Consider the following 22086-nt stretch of genomic DNA (forward strand, 5'->3'; position numbering starts at 1 on the left):
ATGAAGTTGACCATTCGCACCCGTGCCGTTCTGCTCGGATCGGCTGCCGCCCTGCTTGCCGTGGCTTCGCCCGCCGCCGCGCAGGAGGCGACCCCCGCACCCGCGCCTGACGAGTCGAGCGCCGAGCCCGAGCCGGGTCAGGCCAACGCCCAGACCACGGACGAGTCTGCAACCGGCAGCGACACGGAAATCGTGGTCACGGCGCGGCGCCGCGAGGAAACGCTGCAGGATGTGCCGATCGCGGTCACCGCCTATTCGGGCGAGCAGCTGAACCGGCAGGGCGCGCTGGACATCACCGATATTGGCGACACCACCCCCAACGTCACGCTTGAGACCTCGCGCGGGACCAACACCACGCTGACCGCATTCATTCGCGGCGTTGGCCAGCAGGACCCGGTCGCCGGGTTCGAGCAGGGCGTCGGCATCTACATCGACGACGTCTACCTCAACCGTCCGCAAGGCGCGCTGCTCGACATCTACGACGTGGAGCGGATCGAGGTGCTGCGCGGACCGCAGGGCACGCTGTACGGCCGCAACACCATCGGCGGCGCGGTGAAGTATGTGACGCGGCGGCTGGGCGACGACCCGCGCATGACGCTCCGCGCCAATCTCGGCACCTACCAACAGGCCGACCTGGTCGTCTCGGCATCGGTGCCGGTGGCGCCGGGGCTGGCGGTCGGCGGCGCGTTCGCCCGGCTCAGCCGCGGCGGCTTCGGCGACAACCTCACCACGGGTGAAGAGAACTACAACCGCGACCTTTATGCCACCCGCGGGACGGTGGAGTTCGAGCCCAACGACACGATCTTCTTCCGCCTGTCGGGCGACTACACCTGGGACAACAGCAACCCGCGCGGCGGGCACCGGCTGATCCCCGATCAACTTGCGCCGTTCGAGTTCCCGGTGCTGGACGACGAGTTCGACAGCCGGGGCGGGCTGGAGGACCCGGAACAGAGAGTGAAGGGCGGCGGGCTGGCGCTGCACGGCGAAATCGGTCTGGCGGATGGCCTGAAGCTTCGCTCGATCACCGCCTACCGCCGTGACAAGAGCTCGACCCCGATCGACTTCGACGCGCTGCCGGCAGCGGACGTCGACGTGCCGGCCATCTACCGCAACAAGCAATTCAGCCAGGAAGTGCAGCTGCTGGTCGATCGCGGCCCTTTGAGCGGCCTGGTCGGCGCCTATTACCTCAAGGCGAATGCCAACAACATCTTCGACGTGATCCTGGCAACTACCGCGCCTGCCATTCTGCCGGGCTTGACGGCGTCCACCTTCGGCGACGTCGACACCAAGACCTGGGCGGTATTCGCCGACTTTTCCTACGACATCACCGACCAGCTCTCGGTGTCAGTTGGCGGGCGCTACACCAACGACAAGCGGGAAGCGACCGTGATCCGCCGCAACCTGCTGTTCGGGGCGTCGCCCGAGCTTGGCGGATCGCCGGTGAACGGCATCTTCAACCCGGTGACCAACCCGACCGGTCGTCAGCTCGGGCTGCTCACCTCCGATTTCCAGGGCGAGGAGACCTTCAAGGAGTTCACCCCGCGGGCGTCGATCAGCTTCGAGCCCGACGCCAATAACACCTTCTACGCCAGCTTCGCCAAAGGCTTCAAAGGCGGCGGCTTCGATCCGCGCGGCCTGTCCACCGCCGCGCCGGACCTCAACGGCAATGGGGCGCGGGAAGCCGACGAGATCTTCGACTATTTCCTGTTCGAGCCGGAAAAGGTCACCAGCTACGAGCTTGGCTACAAGGCGAGCCTGTTCGACCGGCGGCTGCGGCTCGCGGTTGCGGGCTTTTACGCCAACTACAAGGACGTGCAGGTGCCGGGCTCAGTCGGAGCGGTGATCAACGGGGTCCCCACCTTCGTCGGCGTCACCACCAACGCCGGCCGGGCGAATTTCAAGGGCTTGGAATTCGAAGGCACCGCGGCCCTGCTGCGCGACTTCGCCGGACCGGGCTCACGGCTGAACTTCTCGGGCACGCTCGGCTATCTCAAGGCGCGCTACAAGGAGTTCATCACCCAGGTCGCCTTCTTCGATGAAGAGGGGAACCCGGCGCCGACCTCGCCCGGCCAGCCGATCGACGTGGCCGACTTCCGCCGCATCCAGAACACGCCCAAGTGGACGACGTCGGGCACGGTGGACTTCTCGGTCCCGGTGGGCGCGGGCGAGCTGTCGGGCAACGCCACCGCCTCCTACCGCAGCAAGACGTTCCAGTTCGAGACGCCGAGCCCGTACCTCGATCAGCCGGGCTACACGCTGTTCGACGCCAACCTCATCTACAACTTCCCCGGCGACCGCGTCCGGCTGGGGCTTCACGGCAAGAACCTGACGGACAAGCGCTACATCACCTCGGGCTATCAGTTCCTGACGGTGAACCCGGTGACCGGCCAGCCGATCTTATCGGGAGCGCCCTTGCTGCCAGGCGGTGTTCCGAACCCGAACTTCGGCGTTCCGGGGGTCGCCCCGTCGCTCGGCCGGGAAGGCGTGGTCACCGCCTTCTACGGCAGCCCGCGTCAGGTCTTCCTGTCGCTGCAGTTCGACTTCTAAGGCGCTAGCGGGGCGCTTGCCGCGGCAGGCGCCCCGTGCCACCTCTCCGATGATGCAACAGCCCTCGACCGCCGCCAGCCGCAACCCCAATCTGGTGCTCGGCTTCCTGCTGGTCGCCTACATCTTCAACTTCCTCGACCGGCAGATCCTGGGCATTCTCGCCGGACCGATCATCAAGGACCTGCAGCTGACCGATGCCGAGTTCGGCGCGATCGCAGGGCTTGCCTTTGCGCTGCTCTACTCCACCCTGGGAGTGCCGCTCGCCCTGCTCGCCGACCGCACCAGCCGTAGCCGGGTGATCGCCGCCTCGCTCGCGGTGTGGAGCGGGTTCACCGCGCTGTGCGGGACCGCCACCAGCTTCGGCCAGCTGTTCTTCTACCGGCTGGGCGTGGGGGTTGGAGAAGCAGGGGGCGTCGCGCCGGCCTATGCGCTGATCGCCGACTACTTCCCGCCCGAGCGGCGGGCCCGGGCGCTGGCGATCTTTTCGTTGGGCATCCCGCTTGGCCTGGCCGGCGGAACGCTGATCGGCGCCTATCTGGCGGCATGGATCGACTGGCGGGCCGCGTTCATCGCCATGGGCGTTGCGGGCCTGCTGCTGGCGCCGGTGATGCTCATCTACGTGCGCGACCTGCCCGGCTCGCGGTCCGACGCGAGCACGTCCGTTCCCCTGTCCCAGACCTTCGCCATCATCGCCCGGAAACCGACCTTCTGGCTGATGGCCTTTGCCGCATCGTTCAGCTCGCTCGCGGGCTACGGGCTGGCGCTATGGACTCCGACGGTGCTGGAGCGCAGCTTCGGCTTCGGCCTGATCGAGCGCGGCCAGTTCCTCGCGTCCATCTTCCTGATCGGAGGAACGGCCGGGGTGTTCGCGGGCGGGTGGCTGGCGGACCGGCTCGGCCAGGGCGACCGGACCTGGTATGCCAAGCTACCGGCGATCGCCTGGCTGATCACCGCGCCCACCTTCGTCGTCGGGCTGCTGGTGCCTAACCCGTGGGTCGCCTGGCCGCTGCTGCTGATCCCCAATGCACTCAACATCCTGTGGCTGGGACCGGTCACCACCGCCGTGCAGCACTTGGTGCCGCGCCCGATGCGGTCCACCGCGTCGGCCAGCTTCTTGCTGATCAACAATCTCATCGGCCTGGGGGTCGGGCCGACGCTGATCGGCGCGCTGTCCGAGCTGTTCAAGGAGCGCTTCGGGACGGAAGCACTACGCTATGCCGCGGTCAGCGTGGTTGGCTTCTACCTCGTCGCTGCGTTGCTGATGTTCTTCGCTATCCGCCGCCTGCGGGCCGATTGGGTGGACGATAACGGGAGCTGAAAGGCGCGGAAATCCGCCGTTCACCTGCAAGGGTCCAAAGGAGGGACGTGATCGACGAGCGCCGGAACGGAGGTGCTTGCCTGACCGTTGCCAATCCGAAAGGAGTTCCCTCATGCGTAACATCTGGCTTCTGGCCGGCGCGGCAGCATTGGCCGCAGCAGTTCCGGCAGCCGCCGACAAGGGCGGTAAAGGCGGCAAGGGTGGGGGCGGCGGGCATGCCGCCAAGGTCGAGCGCGGCGGCGGCGGCAAGGACAAGGCCGAGCGCCGCGCTGGGGGCGGCAAGGTTGCCAAGGCCGACCGGCGTGGCGGCGGCGACAAAGCACGCGGCGGCGGCGATCGCAAAGCAGCGAAGGCAGACCGGCGCGGCGGCGGCAAGCAGGAGTTCCGCTCCGCCGAGCGGCGCGAAGCCAAGGGGCGCGGACCCAAGCAGATCGAGCGGTTCGCCGATCGCGGTCCAGAGCGCGGCGGCAAGGCCAAGGCCGAGCGCAAGGTTGAGCGTCGCGAGCCGGTCCGCTTCGCCCGCGAGGACCGCCGCCGGGACAGCCGCGAGGCCCAGCGGGACGTCGTCCGCCTGAACGGCGACCATCTGATCGACCGCGACATCCGCTACGACGACCGGGTCCGGCGCGACGCCTACTTATCAAGGTATAACGATGGCGACCGCTATACCGCTTCCTACGGCAACTGCCCGCCGGGCCTGGCCAAGAAAGGCAATGGCTGCCTGCCCCCGGGGCAGGCCAAGAAGCTGGTCGGCCGGGCACTACCCGCGGCGTTCGCGACGAGCGTGCTGCCGTCCTACTACCGCAACTGGTACCCCGACACGGACGATCATCTCTATCGCGCCGGTGAGGACTGGATCTACCGGGTCGACCGCGACGACGGACGGGTCGACGGCTACATGCCGCTGTTCGACTATGCGGATTACGAGTCCGATTACTTCACCATCGGAGAGCCTTACCCGACCGACTACGTCAGCTTCTACAACGTGCCCGCGCAGTACCAGAACTACTACCAGGACGAAGGCGACTGGATGTACCGCTACGGCGACGGCGCCATCTACCGGGTCGACCAGTCGTCGGGGCTGATCGACTCGATCGTGCAGCTGCTCGCGGGCGACCTGGCGATCGGCCAGCCGCTGCCGGCCGGCTACGATGTATACAATGTGCCTTACGCATACCGCGACGAGTATCAGGACTCGCCGGAGAATATGTACCGGTACAACGATGGGTACATCTACCAGGTCGATCCCAAGACCCGCCTGATCGAAGCGGTGATCCAGGCGCTGGTCTAGGGATTGAGAAGGGGGCGAGCGGCCGCGCTGCTCGCCCCCTCGCGGCAAGGAAGCAGAAGCATGTACAAGCGTATCGCGATCGCCGCCGCAGCCGCCGCAGCCGCCGCGGCCTTAGCCGGGTGCCAGGCGGACGAGGCCGGCGACAATGCGGCCGCCACTGCCAACAATACGCAGGCCGCAGCTGCGCCGTCCGGTAACCTCGCGCAGGCCGTGGCGGGATCGGCCCGCTTCCGGCAGGCGGTGGAAGCGGCGGGGCTGCAGGCCACGCTGACGGGGCCGGGGCCCTATACGGTGCTGGTGCCCGCCGACGCGGCCTTCGCCAAGCTGCCGAAGGACGAGGTCGAACGGCTGATGCAGCCCGCGGCCAAGCCGGAGCTGACCGCGGTCCTCACCTACCACATCCTGCCCGGCACCATCCTGCGTGCCGACCTGCAGCGGGCGATCCAGAACGGCGGCGGCAAGGCGGTGCTCGCCACGATGGCGGGCAAGACGGTCACGGCCACCGGCCAGGGTGACCGCATAATCCTGACGGACCAGGCCGGGCGGCAGGTGGCGCTCACCGGGCCGGAGAAGCTGGCCACCAACGGGGTCGTGCACCAGATCGACGGCGTGCTGCTGCCGGCGACGAGGCCTGCCCGGCCGAGCTGAGTCTTCGCCGCCCGGCAACCCGGCGTGTTGCCACTGGCACGGTCCAATCCGCTCGCTATAACGAGCCGCGAACAGCGAGCGCGCGGGTCCCGCGGTGCTCGACCAGGGGCAAAGGGCGAAGGGCGCGATGAAGGCGACGATCGAACGGGCGACACTCCTGAAGACCCTCAGCCACGTCCAGTCGGTGGTTGAGCGACGCAACACCATCCCCATCCTGTCCAACGTGCTGCTCGACGCGCGGGAGGACGGCTCCATCCGCCTGATGGCGACCGACCTCGACCTGCAGGTGGATGAAAGCGTGTCGGCCAACGTTTCCCAGCCCGGCGCCACCACCGTGTCGGCGCACACTTTCTTCGATATCGTCCGCAAGCTGCCCGAAGGGAGCCAGGTCGAGCTTTCTGCCGCCGAGGGCAAGATGCAGGTCGTCGCGGGCCGCGCGCGCTTCAACCTGTCGACCCTGCCACGCGACGACTTCCCGGTGATCGCCGAAGGCGACCTGCCGACCCGCTTCGAGCTGCCTGCCGCGACGCTGCGCCAGATCGTCGACAAGACCCGCTTCGCTATCTCGTCCGAAGAAACCCGCTATTATCTGATGGGAATCTTCCTCCACGTGGCGGACGAGCAGCTTAAGGCCGCGGCGACGGACGGCCACCGGCTGGCGCGGGTGACCGTGCCCAAGCCGGACGGGGCGGACGGGATGCCGGACGTGATCGTGCCGCGTAAGTGCGTCGCTGAGTTGCGCAAGCTGCTCGACGAGGTGGAAGGCACGGTGGAAGTGTCGCTGTCGCCGACCAAGGTGCGGTTCGTGCTCGGCCATGCGGTGCTGACCAGCAAGCTGATCGACGGCACCTTCCCCGACTACAACCGGGTGATCCCGACCGCCAACGACAAGCTGCTGAAACTTGACCCCAAGACCTTCTCGGCCGGGGTCGATCGGGTCGCCACCATCGCCAGTGAAAAGACCCGCGCGGTCAAGATGAGCGTCGACCGCGACCGGGTGACCCTGTCCGTGACCTCGCCGGAGAACGGCCTCGCGACCGAGGAGCTGCCGGCCGACTATAGCTCGGACGGGCTCGAGATCGGCTTCAATGCCCGCTACCTGCTCGACATCCTCCACGAGATCGAGGGCGACAGCGTGGAGGTGCACCTGGCCGACGCCGCCGCGCCGACCCTGCTGCGCGAGAATGACAAGAGCAGCGCGTTATACGTGCTGATGCCGATGCGGGTGTGATGATCTGCCGCTTGTGGCGCGGGTGGACGGCGCCCGAGGGTGCCGATGCTTACGAGCGCATCGTTCGCGGAGAGGTCATCCCCGGCATCGAGGCGCACCGCGTCCCGGGTTTTCGGGCGATCGATCTGATGCGCCGCGAGCTTGGTGCTGAGACCGAGTTCCAGACGCTCATGTGGTTCGACAGCTTGGCGTCGATCCGCACCTTCATGGATGAGGATTATGCCGTCAGCCATGTTCCTGCGGCGGCTCGCGCGGTGCTTCGACGCTGGGACGAGCGGGCCGCCCATTTCGAGGTCATCGAGCGGCGCGAGCAGCTGAGCTGATGACGACGGGCCCTCGCATGTGGCTCTACAAGCGGCCGTTTTGCGTGGGCTTTCACGAGGGACTGGTGCTGCTCGACGCGCGGCTGTCGGGCCTGACCAGCAGCTTGTGGATCGACGGCGAGGAGGTCGCCACTGATTTCACGCCGGCAGCGGGTCCGGAGGCGGTGCGCAACCACCGGCTCCATGCGAGCTTGCCCGACGGCCGCGCGGTGGACGTCGAGGCGGGGTATGTCAGCTGGACCAACGCCGGGATCGCCGTGCGCGTGGAGGGGCAGCTCGTACACGAAAGCCATCCCGGCCGGCGCATCGCCTACCCGGCACGCGCCGCGAAGATGATCGCACAGCAGACCGCGGACGGGCAGGCCGCGTACGACATCGACAAGCTCAGCCGCAACAAGGTGCCGATCATCGTCGACATCGCCACTGGCCTCTTGTTCTTCGTCGTCGCCAAGCTGACCGACCTCAGGACTGCGGCGCTGGTGGGCGCGGCGATCGGCATTGCGCTGGTGATCGCGCAGCGGTTCGTGAAGGTGGACCTGCTGGGCGGGCTGGCCATGTTCGGCATCGTCATGCTGCTGATCTCCGCAGGGTTCGCCATCGCCTTCGAGGACGACGAGCTGATCAAGCAGCGCTCCACCATCGTCGGCCTGATCGGGGCGGCCTGCTTCCTGTTCGACGGGCTGGTGCTGCGCGGGCGGCGGCTCGGGCACGGGCTCAACCGCTACCTTGCCTACACCGACATCGACGAGCGCCGGCTGGCGATCGCGATGGGGGTGCTAGGGGTGTTCACCGCGCTGGCCAATTTCGCGGTGGTGCGGCTGGTCTCCACCGACGCCTGGCTGTTCTACACCACGTTCCTCGACTTGCCGCTGGTAATGGCCGGAGTGCTGGTGGCGGTGAAGTGGGCGCGGTCCCGTCCGCCGCTGCCGGCCACGGCGTGACGTGCCGCTCAGCCGCCTCGCGCTCACCGACTTCCGCAATTACCGCGAGCTGCTGATCGAGCCGGGGCCGGGCTTCAATTGCCTCCACGGCGAGAATGGCGCGGGCAAGACCAACATCCTGGAAGCGGTGTCGCTGCTTGCACCCGGGCGCGGGCTGCGCGGCGCGGCATTGGGCGAGATGGCGCGCGGCGATGGACCGGGCAGTTTCGCGATTGCCACGCGGCTGGGCGGGACCGACCTCGGCACCGGCACGCTTGCCGCCGCGCCCGAGCGGCGGCAGGTGCGGGTCAACGGCGGTGCGGCCGCGGTGAACTCGCTGGGCGAGTGGCTGTCGGTGCTGTGGCTGACGCCCGCGATGGACCGGCTGTTCAGCGGTCCGGGCGGCGACCGGCGGCGCTTCCTCGACCGGCTGGTACTCGCGCTGGAGCCGGGCCACGCGCATCATGCCGCGCGCTACGAGGCGGCGATGCGGGCACGCAACAAGCTGCTGGCGGAGCCGGATGGCGCCGACCCGGGCTGGCTGTTGGCCTTGGAGGCGGAAAGCGCCGAGCATGGCGCGGCCCTGGCTGAGGCGCGAGCGCGCACCGTGCAGGCGCTTGGGCAGCGGCTGGCGGCCACTCCGGACGACAGCTTCGCCCGGGCGGAGATCGCGCTGGCGGGCTGGTCGGGCGGCGACCTTGCCGCAATGCTGCGCGCCAACCGCGGTCGCGACGCCGCGGCTGGGCGGGCGACGGAGGGCCCGCATCGGCAGGACCTTGCCGTCACCCACCGCGCCAAGGGTCAGCCTGCAGCGCGCAGCTCGACGGGCGAGCAGAAGGCGCTGCTGCTCGGGCTGGTGCTGGCCCATGCCGAGCTGGTCACCGAGCGGCGCGGCGAGCCGCCGATCCTGCTGCTCGACGAGGTTGCCGCCCACCTCGATCCAGGCCGGCGGGCCGCGCTGTTCGGGCGGTTGCAGGGTCGCGGGCAGGTATGGATGACGGCAACCGAGGCGGCGCTGTTCGACGGCGTGGAGCAGGCCAGCCGCTTCCGCGTGGAGGGTGGAACCGCGCACCCGACCTGAGCAGGTGGACTTTTCCGCACGGTTCGCTATATCAGCCGTCAGCGAGGCGCAGAAAAGCGGCGTGATCGGTCATGCGACCGGCCCGTGCCTCGGTTCTCCCAAGAAGTTCTCCACATCACGCGGGGTTCTTTGATCACCCCTCTCCCGGGTGCGCTTGCGTGCGCTCGGGCGTGTCATTTTATGTGGAACAACATGACTTTTGAACAACTCGGGCTGTCCAAGCCCCTGCTTCAGGCGCTCGCCGCCAAGAACTATTCGCAGCCGACGCCGATCCAGGCGCAGGCGATCCCGACCGTGCTCAGCGGGCGCGACCTGCTCGGCATCGCGCAGACCGGCACCGGCAAGACCGCGGCGTTCATGCTGCCCTCGCTCGACCGGCTGTCTGCGAACAAGCCGCAGGTCCTGCGCCCGGGCCAGATCCGCATGCTGGTGCTTGCGCCGACGCGGGAGCTCGCCTCGCAGATCGCCGCCAGCGCCGAGGCCTATGGCGCGCAAATGAAGATGAGCGTCGGCGTGATCTTCGGCGGTGTCGCCAACCAGAAGAGCGTCCGCACCGTGCAGCGCGGTCTCGACGTGCTGGTCGCCACCCCGGGCCGGCTGCTCGACCTGGTCGATCAGCGCGCCGTTGACCTGCGCGCGCTGGAGATCCTGGTGCTGGACGAGGCTGACCAGATGCTCGACCTTGGCTTCATCCATGCGCTGAAGGCGATCGTCCGGCTGATCCCGGCCAAGCGGCAGACCCTGTTCTTCTCGGCGACCATGCCCAAGATGATCAAGCAGCTGGCCGATACCTACCTCACCAATCCCGCGGAAGTGGCGGTCAGGCCCGCTGCCACCACCGCCGAGCGGGTCGAGCAGCAGGTCACCTTCGTCAATCAGGCCGAGAAGACCGCGCTGCTCACCATGTTTTTTCAGGACACCAAGATCGACCGCGCGCTGGTGTTCAGCCGGACCAAGCACGGCGCGGACAAGATCGTGCGCTTCCTGGAGGCGGGCGGCATCGGGGCGAACGCCATTCACGGCAACAAGAGCCAGCCGCAGCGCGAGCGGGCGCTCGGCCTGTTCCGGTCGGGCGAGGTGCCGATCCTGGTTGCCACCGACATCGCGGCGCGCGGGATCGACATTCCGGGCGTCAGCCACGTCATCAACTACGACCTGCCCAACGTCGCCGAGCAGTATGTTCACCGGATCGGCCGCACGGCGCGAGCGGGCGCAGCCGGCATTGCGGTCGCCTACTGCGCCGATGACGAGCGGGCGTTCCTGCGCGACATCGAGCGGCTAACCCGGCAGAAGCTTAGCGTCGTGCCGCTGCCCGAAGGCTTCGTGGCGGCGGTACAGGCGATGAAGAGCCTGAAGCCCGAGCCGCGCCGCGCGCCGCAGCCGAACCAGCGCAACCGGCGCAACGAGTCCGGCGCGCGCGGCCATGCCCGCGATCCGCAGCGCATGGGGCTGCCGCGCAACGACCCGCGCCAGGATATGCCGCAGGGCGAGGAGCGTCCCCGCAGCGATGGGCGCCGCCGCGCTCCGCATCCGGCGACCGCGCGTCCGCACGGCGAGCGTCCCGCGCAGCAACGCACGGAGCACACCCATGCCCGTCCGACGACCGACCACGGACGCCCGCAAGCAGGCGGGCAGCGGCAGGGTTCGGGCGGTCAGCGTCCGGCGGGTAACGGCGGCACCCGGCCGCAAGGTACCGGGCGTCCGGGCGGCGGCAATCGCGGTGGGCGCCCGTCGGGCAACCGCAACTCCGCCTACTAAGCACTACCGAGGGGTTCGCCGGCGTTCGGCGGGCTCCTCGCGCACGCGGGCGCGCGTGACAATTCCACTCAGCGGGCTATAGATTCTTCATGGCAGAAGACGCGAACCAGAACAGCTACGGCGCCGACAGCATCAAGGTCCTGAAAGGCCTCGATGCGGTGCGCAAGCGGCCCGGCATGTACATCGGCGACACCGACGACGGTTCGGGCCTGCACCACATGGTGTTCGAGGTGTCGGACAACGCCATCGACGAGGCGCTGGCCGGCCACTGCGACCGCATCCTCATTCAGCTCAACCCCGACGGCTCGGTCACGGTCGAGGACAATGGCCGCGGCATTCCGACCGGCATCCATGCCGAGGAGGGCGTCAGCGCGGCCGAGGTCATCATGACCCAGCTCCATGCCGGGGGTAAGTTCGAGAACACCAGCGACGACAACGCCTACAAGGTGTCGGGCGGGCTCCATGGTGTCGGCGTGTCGGTGGTGAACGCCCTGTCCGAGCACCTCGACCTCACCATCTGGCGTGACGGCGAAGAACATTTCATGCGTTTCCGTCACGGCGATGCAGAAGCACCGTTGAAAGTCGTGGGGCCTGCGCCGGAAGGCAAGAAGGGCACCCGCGTGACCTTTCTTCCCAGCCCCGAGACCTTCAAGATTACCGAGTTCGACTTCGACAAGCTCGAGCATCGCTACCGCGAGCTGGCGTTCCTGAACTCAGGTGTGCGCCTCGTCATCGTTGACGCGCGTCACGAGGAGCGCCGCGAGGTGGAGCTGTTCTACGAGGGCGGGATCGGCGCCTTCGTGAAATATCTCGACCGCGCCAAGACGCCGCTGTTCCCCGATCCGATCGCCATTTCGGCGGTCCGCGACGGCATCGGCATCGACGTCGCGCTAGAGTGGAACGACAGCTATTACGAGAACGTCCTGCCCTTCACGAATAACATCCCGCAGCGCGACGGCGGCACCCACCTGGCGGCGTTTCGCGCGGCACTGACCCGCACCGTCAACGGCTATGCCGAAAGGTCCGGCATGCTGAAGAAGGAAAAAGTCACGTTGACCGGCGACGACATGCGCGAAGGCCTGACCGCCATCGTCTCGGTCAAGCTGCCCGACCCCAAGTTCAGCAGCCAGACCAAGGACAAGCTGGTCTCATCAGAGGTGCGCCAGCCGCTCGAAGCGCTGATGAGCGACAAGATGACCGAATGGCTGGAAGAGAATCCGGTCAACGCCCGCTCGATCATCCAGAAGATCATCGACGCCGCCGCCGCGCGCGAAGCCGCCAAGCGCGCCCGCGAGCTGACGCGGCGCAAGGGCGTGATGGACATCGCTTCTCTGCCGGGGAAGCTCGCCGACTGCCAGGAGCGCGATCCGGCGCTCTCCGAGCTGTTCCTGGTCGAGGGTGACTCGGCCGGCGGCTCGGCCAAGCAGGGCCGCAATCGCCACAATCAGGCGATCCTGCCGCTCCGGGGCAAGCTCCTCAACGTCGAGCGCGCCCGCTTCGACCGGATGCTGTCCAGCCGCGAGATCGGGACCATCATCCAGGCGCTCGGCACCGGCATCGGCCGCGAGGAGTTCAACCTCGCCAAGCTGCGCTATCACAAGATCGTGATTATGACGGACGCCGATGTCGACGGCGCCCACATCCGGACGCTGCTGCTGACCTTCTTCTACCGGCAGATGCCCGAGCTGATCGAGGCCGGCCACCTGCTGATCGCCCAGCCGCCGCTCTACAAGGTCGCGCGGGGCCGGTCCGAGGTCTACCTCAAGGACGACGCTCAGCTTGACGACTATCTGGTGGATGGCGGTCTTGAGGGCTTGCAGCTGGAGACGGTGAGCGACGTTCGGCAAGGGGCGGACCTGCGAAAGCTGGTCGACCACGCACGGCGGGTCCGCACGCTGATGCGCTATGCGCCCAAGAAGTACGATCCGGCACTGCTGGAGGCGCTGGCCCTGGCGGGCGCACTCGACCCAGAGCTTGCCACGGATGGCCGGCGCGCGGCGATCGAGCAGGTCGCGGTCTGGCTGCAACAGGGCGATGCCGAAGGACGTTGGACCGGCGAGTTGGCGGCGGAGGGCGGCTACCTGCTCAAGCGGCTGTGGCGCGGCGTCACCGACGTTACCATCGTCGAGCCGAGTTTCATCGCCTCGGCCGAGGCCCGCAAGCTCCATTCCCTTACGCGGGAGCAGGCCGAGGTTTACGCGCATCCATCGACGCTGCGCACCTTGAAGAAAGGCGCGCAGGTCGAAGCCGAGCCCACAGTCGGCCCAGGTGAGGGCGAGGAAGCGCTGGAGCAGGCGGCCGCGGATACCAAGGGCAAGCCGGTGGCGATCACCCGACCGAGCGAGCTGCTCGACGCGGTACTGGCGGCGGGGCGCAAGGGCCTGTCGATCCAGCGCTACAAGGGGTTGGGCGAAATGAATGCCGAGCAGCTGTGGGAGACGACCCTCGACCCCGCCAACCGCTCGCTACTGCGCGTGGAAGTGTCGCAGGCCGACGTCGCCGACGAGATCTTCTCGCGCCTGATGGGCGAAGTCGTCGAACCCCGCCGCGAGTTCATTCAGGACAATGCGCTGAGCGTCGCGAACCTCGACGTTTGAGGCCGTCGGGCGGGCGACCTCTTCAGGTTGCCCGCCCGCCCAGCACTAGCCCTTGAGAAAGGCGGTCAGCTCGTCCTGCGAGACGGTACCGCTCTTGTCGCCATCAGCCTTGCGGAACGCATTGGACAGATAGGCCCGCGTCGGCGCCTTCTTTTCCGCCGCCGCCTGCAGGTCGCCGATCCACTTGTTGAACTCGGCCCGGTTCAGGTTCTTGTTGCTGTTCGCGTCATACTTGGCCCAGTCCGCGCTCACCGTAGCCGCGATCGGATCGCTGCTGGCGGTCGTTGAGGCCTGCGTATCGGCGGCGGTGGAGTTTGTTTCGCTGGTTGTTGGCGCGGCCGTGCCAGGCGCCGATTGGTCGGTCGGCGTCGTCGTGGTTGTCGTCGGGACAGGCTGCTCTGGCGTTGGCGTTGTCGTGGTGCTGGGCGCCGGAGTCTGCTCCGATGCGGGCGGCGTGGTCGGAGCGGCCACGTCGGGTGGTCCGGCGGGCTGCGCGGTCTGGGCCAGCGCCGGCGCGCCGGCGAGCATCAGTGCGGTGATTAGTGCGGCCTTAGTCATGCTTATCCTCCACCCCTGTTGGTTTCGGCAGCCCCCACGAGTTAAATAACGATCGGCGCGCGCAGGAGTTGTTGACTTCGCCCCGACTTTGCCACGCACGGGCTGGCGATTATGCGTTCATGGCCGAAGGTAAACGGCCGGTCCCGGGCGCGCGCGCGCCGATCACAGCCCGGATCGCACTTGCCAGGCGCGCGCTGGGGCTTCACAGCGGCGGCATGTTGCTCGCTTGCGCCGCACCCGACCCGCGGCAAGTGCCTTGTTCCGGCCAGCCGTGAGTTCCCTGCCTCTCACTGTCGCCTCCTACAACATGCGCAAGGCGATCGGGACCGACCGGCGGCGCGATCCGCGGCGGGTGCTCGACGTGCTGCACGAGATCGACGCGGACGTGGTCGCATTGCAGGAAGCGGACAAGCGGGTGGGCGGGCGCGCGTCGGCGGTGCCGCACGAGCTGTTCGACGCGCACTCGGGCTACCAGCCGGTGCCGTTGGGGGTGAAGAACCGCCGGGTGCTCGACCGCCTGCCAAGGGTCGGCGCGCGGGTCGATGAGCTGCTCAAGGTCGATACCCGCAGCATCGGCTGGCACGGCAACGCGTTGCTGGTGAAGCCGCATGTGCAGGTGATGGACGTGGCCGCGCTGGAGCTGCCAACGCTGGAGCCGCGCGGCGCGGTGATGGCGGAGCTGTTGGTGAACGACCAGCCCTTTCGCGTGGTCGGGCTGCACCTCGACCTGTCCGGCCTGTGGCGGCGGCGGCAATTAAGGGCGATCCTGGAGCAGATCGGGGCGCGGCCGCAGGCCATGCCCACGGTGCTGATGGGCGACACCAATGAATGGCGGACCGCGGCGGGGTGCCTCCAAGAGCTGGACGGCGCCTACCGCATCGCGCCAACCGGGCCGAGCTTCCACTCGCGCCGGCCGGTTGCGGCGCTGGACCGGATCGTCGTCGACAAGCGGCTGCGGATCGAGGCGGCCGGCGTGCACCATAGCGCGGCGGCCCAGAAGGCGAGCGACCACCTGCCGGTGTGGGCGCGACTGGTTCTCTAGGCCGCCTTGCCCGCGATCGCGCGCTGGCGGCGGCGCTGGATCGAGCTGCCGATCCCCAGCGCTTCGCGGTATTTGGCGACCGTCCGGCGGGCGAGGTCGAAGCCTTCAGCCTTCAAGAGGTCGACCAGCGTGTCGTCGCTGAGCACCTCGGTTTCGTCGGCGATGAGCTTGGCGATCGCCGCCTTGACCGCTTCGGCCGAGGCGCCCTCGCCGCCTTCGGCCGCCACGCCCGAGCGGAAGAAATACTTGAGTTCGAACAGCCCGCGCTCGCACAACAGGTATTTATTGCTGGTGACCCGGCTGACGGTGGACTCGTGCATGCCGATCGCATCGGCGACCTTGCCCAGGGTCAGCGGCCTTAGCGCGCGCACGCCCTCGCGGAAGAAGCCCTCCTGCTGGCGGACGATCTCGGAGGCGACCTTGACGATGGTCTGGGCGCGCTGGTCGAGCGCGCGGATCAGCCAGTTCGCGTCAGCCAAGCAATCGGCCAGCCAAGCGCGGCCCTGCTTGCTCTGCGCTCCCGTCTTGAGTTCGTGGTGGTAGCGGCGGTTGATCAGCACCCGCGGCAGGGTCGCGCTGTTGAGTTCGACCTCCCAGCCGTCGCGGGTGCGGGTGATCAGCACGTCGGGTTCCGGCACCGTGTCCGGCTCGGACGCGAAGCGGCAGCCGGGCTTGGGATCAAAGGCGCGCAGCTCGCGGACCATGTCGGCGAGATCCTCGTCGTCGACCCCGCAGATGCGTTTCAGGGCCGCCATCTGGCCGCGGGCGAGGAGGTCGAGGTTGTCGATCAGCCGCGCCATTGCCGGATCGTAGCGATCCGCGGCCTTGGCTTGCAGCGCCAGGCACTCGGCCAGATTGCGGGCGGCGATGCCGGGCGGGTCGAAGGACTGCACCAGAGCCAGGCCGGCCTGCGCTTCCTCGGGGCTGACGCCCATGCTTTGCGCCACGGTGGGCAGTGGCGTCAGCAGGTAGCCGCTCCCTTCAAGCTCGTGGATGATGGCCTCGGCCGCGCGCGCTTCGGCCCCGCTGTGGCCGCGCAGCTGCGCCATGAGGTGCTCGCACAGCTGCGTCTCGCAGGTCGGAAGCCGGTCGAAGTCGAAGCCTTCATCGGACGAGCCGCCGAGGTCGCAGGCGCTGTCCGTGTCGAGCGCCGAGTCGCGCCAGTCGGTATCGAGCGCTTCCTCGCCGTGAGCAGCGAGCTCGTCGGAACCCTGCGGATCGGGCGGATCGTCGCCGGTCTCGCGGTCCTCGCGGACGATCACCGTTTCGCCGCCCTCGCCCGACCGCGACTCCAGCAGCGGGTTCTTGGCAAGCTCCTCTGCGATCACCGCCTCCAGCTCGAGGTTGCTGAGCTGCAGCAGCTTGATCGCCTGCGTCAGCTGCGGGGTCAGGACCAGCGACTGCGACTGGCGGAGGTACAGGCCGGGTCCGAGTCCCATGGCCCCGCTCCCTACAGGGAAAAGCTTTCGCCCAGGTAGAGGCGGCGGACGTCAGGATCCCTGACCAGCGCGTCGGGCGTGCCCTGGAACAGCACCTGCCCATCGTAGATGATGCAGGCGCGATCGACGATGTCGAGCGTTTCGCGGACGTTGTGGTCGGTGATCAGCACGCCGATGTCGCGGCTCTTGAGGTCCTTCACGAGGTCGCGGATGTCGGCGATGGAGATAGGATCGATCCCCGCGAACGGCTCGTCCAGCAGCATGATCGACGGTTCCGCCGCCAGCGCGCGGGCGATCTCGCAGCGCCGCCGCTCGCCGCCTGACAGCGCCATTGCGGGCGAGTCGCGCAGGCCGAGGAGTCCGAACTCGCCGAGCAGCTTCTCAAGCCGCTCGCGCCGGGCCGCGCGGTTCGGTTCGGAGACTTCCAGCACCGCCGAGATGTTCTGCTCCACCGTCATGCCGCGGAAGATGCTGGTCTCCTGGGGCAGGTAGCCGAGGCCCAGGATCGCCCGGCGGTACATGGGCAGCTGGGTGATGTCGCGCTCGTCGAGCAGGATGCGGCCGGCGTCGGGCTTCACCAAGCCCATGACCGAGTAGAAGCAGGTGGTCTTGCCGGCGCCGTTAGGGCCGAGCAGGCCGACCACCTCGCCCCGGCTGACGCTCAGGCTGACGTCGTGCAGGACCGCGCGCTTGTCGTACGACTTGGCGATCGAGCGCACCTCCAGCCCGCGCACCGGCGCATCGACCGATAGCGCGGTGCGCGGGCTGGTGCGGGTGTCGAGCACGGGGACTAGCTGCCGTTCGGCCGCTGCGGCACGGTAAAGCGACCGGTCACCCGCCCGCCGCTCTGGGCCACGCCGGGCGAGCCGCCGTCGATCACCGCCCGGCCGGTGTTCAGGTCGATGACCAGCCGCTGCCCGTTGACCTGGTTGCCTTCGCGGGTGAGCTGCACGTCGCCGATCAGGGTGATCAGCTTGCGGTCGAGGTCGTAGATGCCGAAGTTGCCGCGCGCGGTTTCCGACGGGCTGCGCACGACGACGCCACCTGCGGCGTCCAACCGGTCGATGTCGATCCCGCCGCTGGTTGAATAAGCGACGGTCAGCCTGGCCGTTTCGAGCGTCAGCCGATCCTGGCGAGCAACCACGTTGCCGACGAAGATGGCGCGGTCGGCGCGTTCCTGCACCTCGATCCGGTCGGAGCTGATATCCACCGGCGCGTTGCTATTGAGGCCGCGGAGCGCGGACACCGGCTCCTGCGCTGCGGCGAGGCTGCCGATGCCGGCCGATGCCCCAAGCAGGCCGGCGAGGATGATCTTGCGCCCCATCGCCATCATCTGACGGCGCTCTGCTCGATTTTCAACCGTGCGCCGCCATCAAGCACGATGGTTCGGGTTCCAAGGTCGGCCCGGACCCGGCCGGCGGTGAACTGCCCAAGCTTGATCCGCCCGCTGACTCCGCCGCTGAGCGCGAGCTGCTCGGACCGCGCGTCCCCGCTCACGCCGCCCGCTTGGACGTCGCCGGCGTCCGACCCGCCAGTACCTGCGCCACCCGACACGGTGCGGTTGCGCAGGTCCACCGTGACGTTCTGGGTGACCAGCTGCTCGCCCTCGGGTCCGCTGACCCGGACGGGGCCGATGATGTTCACCCGCTGATCGTCGAGGTTATAGCGGCCGCGGTCGGCCCGGATGGTGGCGGTGCCGGTCTGCAGTCCGAGCCGAGCGAGCATGCCCTGGATCATCACGATCGGCTGGTCGGAGGTCTGCTGGATCGCCCGCTGCGCCTGGACGACGAACGGCTGCCCCTTGTCGTCCTTGCCGGTGTAACGCGCCGACTCGATCCGCATCCGCTCGGGCGCGCTTTCCACTTCGTTCTTGTCGAGGATGAAGCTCACTTCCGCCTTTTTGGTCAGCGGCGCCATCAGCAAGACGGCCGCGATCACGCCCACCGCGCTCGGCAGCCCGATCTTGAGCAGCTTCACCACCCGGTCATGGCGGCTGCCCGGCTCGGCCCAGTGCTGCTGCGTTTCGCGCTGCTGCAAGGCCGCTTCAGACATGGGCGAAGATGTCCTGCTCGTCCCAGCCCGCGAGGTCGAGCAGCGCACGGTGCGGCAGGAAGTCAAAGCAGGCCTGGGCCAGTGCGGTGCGACCTTCACGTTCCAGGCGGACGTCGAGCTTCTCCTTGAGCTGATGGAGGTAGCGCACGTCGCTGGCGGCGTAGTCGCGCTGCGCGTCGTTGATCTCCGGCGCCCCCCAATCGCTGGTCTGCTGCTGCTTGTTGAGGTCCTGGCCGAGCAGCTCCTTGACCAGCTCCTTGAGGCCGTGCCGGTCGGTGTAGGTCCGGATCAACCGCGACGCGGTGCGGGTGCAATAAAGCGGGGCGGCCATCACCCCAAGATAGAATTGCATGATCGCGACGTCGAACCGGGCGAAATGGTAGAGCTTGAGGCGCGTAGGGTCTGCCAGGAGCCGCTTGAGGTTGGGCGCCCGGTAGTCGCTGCCCGGCGAGAAGCGCACCAGGTGCTCGTCCCCGCTGCCGTCGGACAGCTGTACCAGGCACAGCCGGTCACGCCCGGGGTGCAGACCCATGGCTTCGGTATCCACGGCGATCGGCCCCGGCGCGAACAGATCGCGGGAGGGCAGATCTTCTTCGTGGAAGTGAATGGCCATGCTGTTCCTTCTGGCTGCCGAGCCCTGTTCGCCCGGCCCTGTTCCAGCACCGCTTAACCCGGCCTTGCCGGAGACGCCATGGAAAGGCTGGAGCAAGCCTGCATTTTGCGTTAAGAACCGCTTCTGGTGCGCCTCGTCGTGCGCCATGACCGGTTGCGCCGTTGAGCCCAGCGCGTTGGTTTACATGAAGTTTGGGCCAGGGAAGTTTGGACGGGCATGGGTTACGATAGAGGGCGCAAGGGTGATCGCGGCGGGCGCGGCCGGGACAAGGGCGGCGATTTCGGCGGCGGCGGTGGCGATATGTACGGCGGTGGTGATCGCGGCGGCTTCGGCGGCGGCGGCTTCGGTGACCGCGGCGGCTTTGGCGGCGGCGGCGACCGCTTTGGTGGCGGCGGCGGCGGCGGCGGTTACAACCGCGGCGGTGGCGGCGGCTTCGGCGGCGGTGATCGCTTCGGCGGCGGCGGTGGCGGCGGCGGCTTCCGCGGTGGCGGTGGCGGCGGCTTCCGCAGCGGCGGCGGTGGCGGCGGTGCCGGTGGCGGCATGCCTCCGCAGGTCGTCGGCGAGGGCAAGGGCGTGGTCAAGTTCTTCAACCCGCAAAAGGGCTTCGGTTTTATCGTCCGCGACGATGGCGGCGAGGATGTGTTCGTGCACATCTCGGCCGTGGAGCAGGCGAACCTCACGGACCTGGCCGACGGTCAGCCGCTGGAGTTCACCCTGGTTGATCGGGGCGGCCGCATCTCGGCCAGCAACCTGCGGATCGAAGGCGAGCCGATGGCGGTGGAGCGCTCCGGCGGAGCCAGCGCCGGCGCTGGCGGTCCGGGCGGTGAGCGCGGCGCGGGTGGCCCGCAGCGGCAGCTGACCGGCGAAAAGGCCAGCGGCACCGTTAAGTTTTTCAACGCCATGAAGGGCTTCGGCTTTATCCAGCGCGACGACGGACAACCGGACGCGTTCGTCCACATCTCGGCCGTCGAGCGCGCCGGCATGCCGACGCTCAACGAAGGCGACCGGCTCGAGTTCGAGCTGGAGGTCGATCGTCGCGGCAAGACCGCGGCCGTGAACCTGTCGCCGGTCCAGTAAGCATCACCCGCTCACGCGGGGGCGAGGGGCCCGTCCGGTTCATTCCGGGCGGGCCTTTTTATTTTCTGTGGAGGGAAGTCAGAATGAAAATGATGCTCCCGGGGCTTGCCATGCTGCTGGCTCCGACCGCGGCGACCGCAGCGACGCCGGATCGCAGCGCGTTCGACCTCCAGTGCGCGCTGGCCCTCCAAGAAGCTCATGGAAAGGTTACAGAAGCGGAGAAGGGTGAAATCCAGGCGGCCATGACCTTCTTCTTCGGCCGGGTCGATGCGCAGGTCCCCAGCAGTGAGCTGGAGACCCGGGTGGTCGCCGCAAGTGCGGCTCTGCAAGGCAAGGCTCTTGGACCCATGCTGGAGCAATGCGGCGGCTACATGATCGAGCGTGGTAAGGCGTGGAAGGACCTTGGCGAGCGCATGCTGGCCAAGGAAGGATCGCAGAGGCCGAGGTAGCTACTCGCGCCGATAGGGCAGCTCCGCGCGGCAAGCCTCGACTTCCGCGGCGACAGCGTGGCGCTCGCTTTCTAGGAAGTGCTCGACTGCCTCGCGGAAGGCGGGGTGCGGGATGAAGTGGGCGGACCGCGTGATCACCGGTTCGTAGCCGCGCGCCAGCTTGTGCTCGCCCTGCGCGCCCGCTTGGACCTCAGCCACGCCGTGCGCAATCGCCCACTCGATCGCCTGATAATAGCAGAGCTCGAAATGGAGGAACGGCACCTCCTCCGTCGCACCCCAATAGCGGCCGTAGAGCGTGTCGGCGCCGATGAGGTTCAGCGCTCCCGCGATCGGTTGGCCGTCGCGCAGCGCGAGCAGCAGGAGGATGCGTGTTCCCATGGTCTCGCCGATGCGGTCGAAGAAGCCGCGGGTGAGATAGGGCCGCCCCCACTTCCGCCGTCCTGTGTGCTGGTAGAAGCGCCACATCGCATCCCAATGCTCCGGTGCGATGTCCTCGCCCCGGAGCTGGAGAAAGGTCAGGCCCTCGCGCGCGGTGGCCCGTTCCTTGCGCAGCGCCTTGCGCTTGCGGCTGGACAAGGCGGCGAGGAAATCGTCGAAGCTCGCGTAGCTGCGGTTGAACCAATGATATTGCGTGCCGTCGCGGAGCAACCAGCCGCGCGCTTCGAAGTCCGCGATCTCAGCTTCGGCGATGAAGGTGGCGTGGGCCGAGGACAGCCCATTCTGCTCGACCACGGCCTCGGCGGCGGCCAGCAGCGCCTGCGGCCGCTGTCCGAGCAATCGCCGTCCCGGGCACGGCGTGAACGGCACGGCGATCTGCAGCTTGGGGTAGTAGTCGCCGCCTGCGCGCTGCCAGGCCTCGGCCCAGCCGTGGTCGAACACATACTCGCCCTGGCTATGACTCTTGAGGTAGGCCGGCGCCGCTGCCAGCGGCTCGCCGCATTCCTCGACTAGGATCGGCAGGGGAGTCCAGCCGCTGCGCCCGCCGACGCTGCCCGACTCTTCGAGCGCGGTCAGGAAGGCATGGCTGAGGAACGGGTCGGCGCTCCCCGCCAGCGCGTCCCATTGGGCTGCTTCGATTTCCCCCACGCCGCCGCCGATGCGGGCGGTGATCGCTTCACGGTCGGCCATTACGCACCGAGATA

20 protein-coding genes are annotated in these 22086 nt (G+C 68.2%); 13 read left to right on the forward strand and 7 right to left on the reverse strand.

Annotated features, from left to right (window positions below):
- The 10 genes from QZX62_RS02245 (at position 1) to gyrB (ending at position 13714) form a co-directional block, all read left to right on the forward strand.
- Entirely contained in the window at positions 1-2547 is a 2547-nt protein-coding gene (locus QZX62_RS02245; protein WP_294171815.1) for a TonB-dependent receptor, read from the forward strand.
- A gap of 49 nt (positions 2548-2596) precedes the next feature.
- Positions 2597-3865, forward strand: a complete 1269-nt coding sequence (locus QZX62_RS02250) for an MFS transporter (RefSeq protein WP_294171816.1) — start codon at positions 2597-2599, stop codon at positions 3863-3865.
- A gap of 112 nt (positions 3866-3977) precedes the next feature.
- Positions 3978-5156: a hypothetical protein gene (locus QZX62_RS02255; protein WP_294171817.1), complete on the forward strand. Its 1179-nt coding sequence runs from the start codon at positions 3978-3980 to the stop codon at positions 5154-5156.
- Positions 5157-5216: 60 nt separating this feature from the next.
- Complete coding sequence (locus tag QZX62_RS02260) at positions 5217-5804, forward strand: fasciclin domain-containing protein (RefSeq protein ID WP_294171818.1); 588 nt, start codon at positions 5217-5219, stop codon at positions 5802-5804.
- 127 nt (positions 5805-5931) lie between these two features.
- Positions 5932-7035 carry a DNA polymerase III subunit beta gene (dnaN, locus tag QZX62_RS02265; protein ID WP_294171819.1) on the forward strand — a complete coding sequence of 368 codons (1104 nt, stop codon included), beginning with the start codon at positions 5932-5934 and terminating at the stop codon, positions 7033-7035.
- Positions 7035-7358, forward strand: coding sequence for a hypothetical protein (locus tag QZX62_RS02270; RefSeq protein ID WP_294171821.1), 324 nt, complete (start codon positions 7035-7037; stop codon positions 7356-7358). The genes dnaN and QZX62_RS02270 overlap by 1 nt, the downstream gene beginning before the upstream one ends.
- Entirely contained in the window at positions 7358-8299 is a 942-nt protein-coding gene (locus tag QZX62_RS02275) for a septation protein IspZ (RefSeq protein ID WP_294171824.1), read from the forward strand. The genes QZX62_RS02270 and QZX62_RS02275 overlap by 1 nt, the downstream gene beginning before the upstream one ends.
- A gap of 1 nt (position 8300) precedes the next feature.
- Complete coding sequence (gene recF / locus QZX62_RS02280; protein ID WP_294171827.1) at positions 8301-9359, forward strand: DNA replication/repair protein RecF; 1059 nt, start codon at positions 8301-8303, stop codon at positions 9357-9359.
- Positions 9360-9551: 192 nt separating this feature from the next.
- Entirely contained in the window at positions 9552-11117 is a 1566-nt protein-coding gene (locus tag QZX62_RS02285; RefSeq protein WP_294171830.1) for a DEAD/DEAH box helicase, read from the forward strand.
- 89 nt (positions 11118-11206) lie between these two features.
- Positions 11207-13714, forward strand: coding sequence for a DNA topoisomerase (ATP-hydrolyzing) subunit B (gene gyrB / locus QZX62_RS02290; protein WP_294171832.1), 2508 nt, complete (start codon positions 11207-11209; stop codon positions 13712-13714).
- Positions 13715-13759: 45 nt separating this feature from the next.
- On the opposite strand, the gene QZX62_RS02295 is transcribed toward gyrB, so the two are convergent.
- Positions 13760-14272 carry a hypothetical protein gene (locus QZX62_RS02295; RefSeq protein ID WP_294171834.1) on the reverse strand — a complete coding sequence of 171 codons (513 nt, stop codon included), beginning with the start codon at positions 14270-14272 and terminating at the stop codon, positions 13760-13762.
- A gap of 271 nt (positions 14273-14543) precedes the next feature.
- Between QZX62_RS02295 and QZX62_RS02300 the strand changes: the two genes are divergently transcribed.
- Positions 14544-15314: an endonuclease/exonuclease/phosphatase family protein gene (locus QZX62_RS02300; protein WP_366926175.1), complete on the forward strand. Its 771-nt coding sequence runs from the start codon at positions 14544-14546 to the stop codon at positions 15312-15314.
- On the opposite strand, the gene rpoN is transcribed toward QZX62_RS02300, so the two are convergent.
- From rpoN to QZX62_RS02325, 5 genes are read right to left on the reverse strand one after another with little or no spacing between them, the layout of a single operon-like run.
- Positions 15311-16753 carry an RNA polymerase factor sigma-54 gene (gene rpoN / locus QZX62_RS02305; RefSeq protein ID WP_294171837.1) on the reverse strand — a complete coding sequence of 481 codons (1443 nt, stop codon included), beginning with the start codon at positions 16751-16753 and terminating at the stop codon, positions 15311-15313. The two genes, QZX62_RS02300 and rpoN, sit on opposite strands and share 4 nt — an antisense overlap.
- An 11-nt stretch (positions 16754-16764) precedes the next feature.
- Entirely contained in the window at positions 16765-17538 is a 774-nt protein-coding gene (lptB, locus tag QZX62_RS02310) for an LPS export ABC transporter ATP-binding protein (RefSeq protein ID WP_294171839.1), read from the reverse strand.
- 5 nt (positions 17539-17543) lie between these two features.
- Positions 17544-18077, reverse strand: coding sequence for an LptA/OstA family protein (locus tag QZX62_RS02315; RefSeq protein WP_294171841.1), 534 nt, complete (start codon positions 18075-18077; stop codon positions 17544-17546).
- A 5-nt stretch (positions 18078-18082) separates the two neighbouring features.
- A complete protein-coding gene (gene lptC, locus QZX62_RS02320) occupies positions 18083-18805 on the reverse strand; it encodes an LPS export ABC transporter periplasmic protein LptC (RefSeq protein ID WP_294171843.1) in 723 nt (240 codons plus the stop codon).
- Entirely contained in the window at positions 18798-19418 is a 621-nt protein-coding gene (locus QZX62_RS02325) for a ribonuclease D (RefSeq protein ID WP_294171845.1), read from the reverse strand. Before QZX62_RS02325 ends, lptC begins: the two co-directional genes overlap by 8 nt.
- Positions 19419-19634: 216 nt before the next feature.
- Here QZX62_RS02325 and QZX62_RS02330 point away from each other — a divergent pair, with 216 nt between their 5' ends.
- Both QZX62_RS02330 and QZX62_RS02335 read left to right on the forward strand, forming a co-directional pair.
- Positions 19635-20495 (forward strand): cold-shock protein, encoded by an 861-nt coding sequence (locus QZX62_RS02330; RefSeq protein WP_294171846.1) that lies wholly within the window; start codon positions 19635-19637, stop codon positions 20493-20495.
- 83 nt (positions 20496-20578) lie between these two features.
- Complete coding sequence (locus tag QZX62_RS02335) at positions 20579-20944, forward strand: hypothetical protein (RefSeq protein ID WP_294171847.1); 366 nt, start codon at positions 20579-20581, stop codon at positions 20942-20944.
- Here the strand turns inward: QZX62_RS02335 and QZX62_RS02340 are convergent, their stop codons facing one another.
- Positions 20945-22072 (reverse strand): GNAT family N-acetyltransferase, encoded by a 1128-nt coding sequence (locus QZX62_RS02340; protein WP_294171849.1) that lies wholly within the window; start codon positions 22070-22072, stop codon positions 20945-20947.
- Positions 22073-22086 lie beyond the last annotated feature (14 nt).

Source organism: uncultured Sphingomonas sp. (assembly GCF_902806265.1).
Taxonomy (GTDB): Bacteria; Pseudomonadota; Alphaproteobacteria; order Sphingomonadales; family Sphingomonadaceae; genus Sphingomicrobium.

Coding starts and splice junctions, on each gene's coding strand:
- rpoN (WP_294171837.1), bottom strand. CDS start 16,753: ATGGGACTCGGACCCGGCCTGTACCTCCGCCAGTCGCAGTCGCTGGTC.
- QZX62_RS02250 (WP_294171816.1), top strand. CDS start 2,597: ATGATGCAACAGCCCTCGACCGCCGCCAGCCGCAACCCCAATCTGGTG.
- dnaN (WP_294171819.1), top strand. CDS start 5,932: ATGAAGGCGACGATCGAACGGGCGACACTCCTGAAGACCCTCAGCCAC.
- QZX62_RS02270 (WP_294171821.1), top strand. CDS start 7,035: ATGATCTGCCGCTTGTGGCGCGGGTGGACGGCGCCCGAGGGTGCCGAT.
- QZX62_RS02255 (WP_294171817.1), top strand. CDS start 3,978: ATGCGTAACATCTGGCTTCTGGCCGGCGCGGCAGCATTGGCCGCAGCA.
- QZX62_RS02245 (WP_294171815.1), top strand. CDS start 1: ATGAAGTTGACCATTCGCACCCGTGCCGTTCTGCTCGGATCGGCTGCC.
- QZX62_RS02295 (WP_294171834.1), bottom strand. CDS start 14,272: ATGACTAAGGCCGCACTAATCACCGCACTGATGCTCGCCGGCGCGCCG.
- QZX62_RS02340 (WP_294171849.1), bottom strand. CDS start 22,072: ATGGCCGACCGTGAAGCGATCACCGCCCGCATCGGCGGCGGCGTGGGG.
- QZX62_RS02325 (WP_294171845.1), bottom strand. CDS start 19,418: ATGGCCATTCACTTCCACGAAGAAGATCTGCCCTCCCGCGATCTGTTC.
- QZX62_RS02335 (WP_294171847.1), top strand. CDS start 20,579: ATGAAAATGATGCTCCCGGGGCTTGCCATGCTGCTGGCTCCGACCGCG.
- QZX62_RS02315 (WP_294171841.1), bottom strand. CDS start 18,077: ATGGGGCGCAAGATCATCCTCGCCGGCCTGCTTGGGGCATCGGCCGGC.
- QZX62_RS02260 (WP_294171818.1), top strand. CDS start 5,217: ATGTACAAGCGTATCGCGATCGCCGCCGCAGCCGCCGCAGCCGCCGCG.
- QZX62_RS02275 (WP_294171824.1), top strand. CDS start 7,358: ATGACGACGGGCCCTCGCATGTGGCTCTACAAGCGGCCGTTTTGCGTG.
- QZX62_RS02330 (WP_294171846.1), top strand. CDS start 19,635: ATGGGTTACGATAGAGGGCGCAAGGGTGATCGCGGCGGGCGCGGCCGG.
- QZX62_RS02285 (WP_294171830.1), top strand. CDS start 9,552: ATGACTTTTGAACAACTCGGGCTGTCCAAGCCCCTGCTTCAGGCGCTC.
- gyrB (WP_294171832.1), top strand. CDS start 11,207: ATGGCAGAAGACGCGAACCAGAACAGCTACGGCGCCGACAGCATCAAG.
- lptC (WP_294171843.1), bottom strand. CDS start 18,805: ATGTCTGAAGCGGCCTTGCAGCAGCGCGAAACGCAGCAGCACTGGGCC.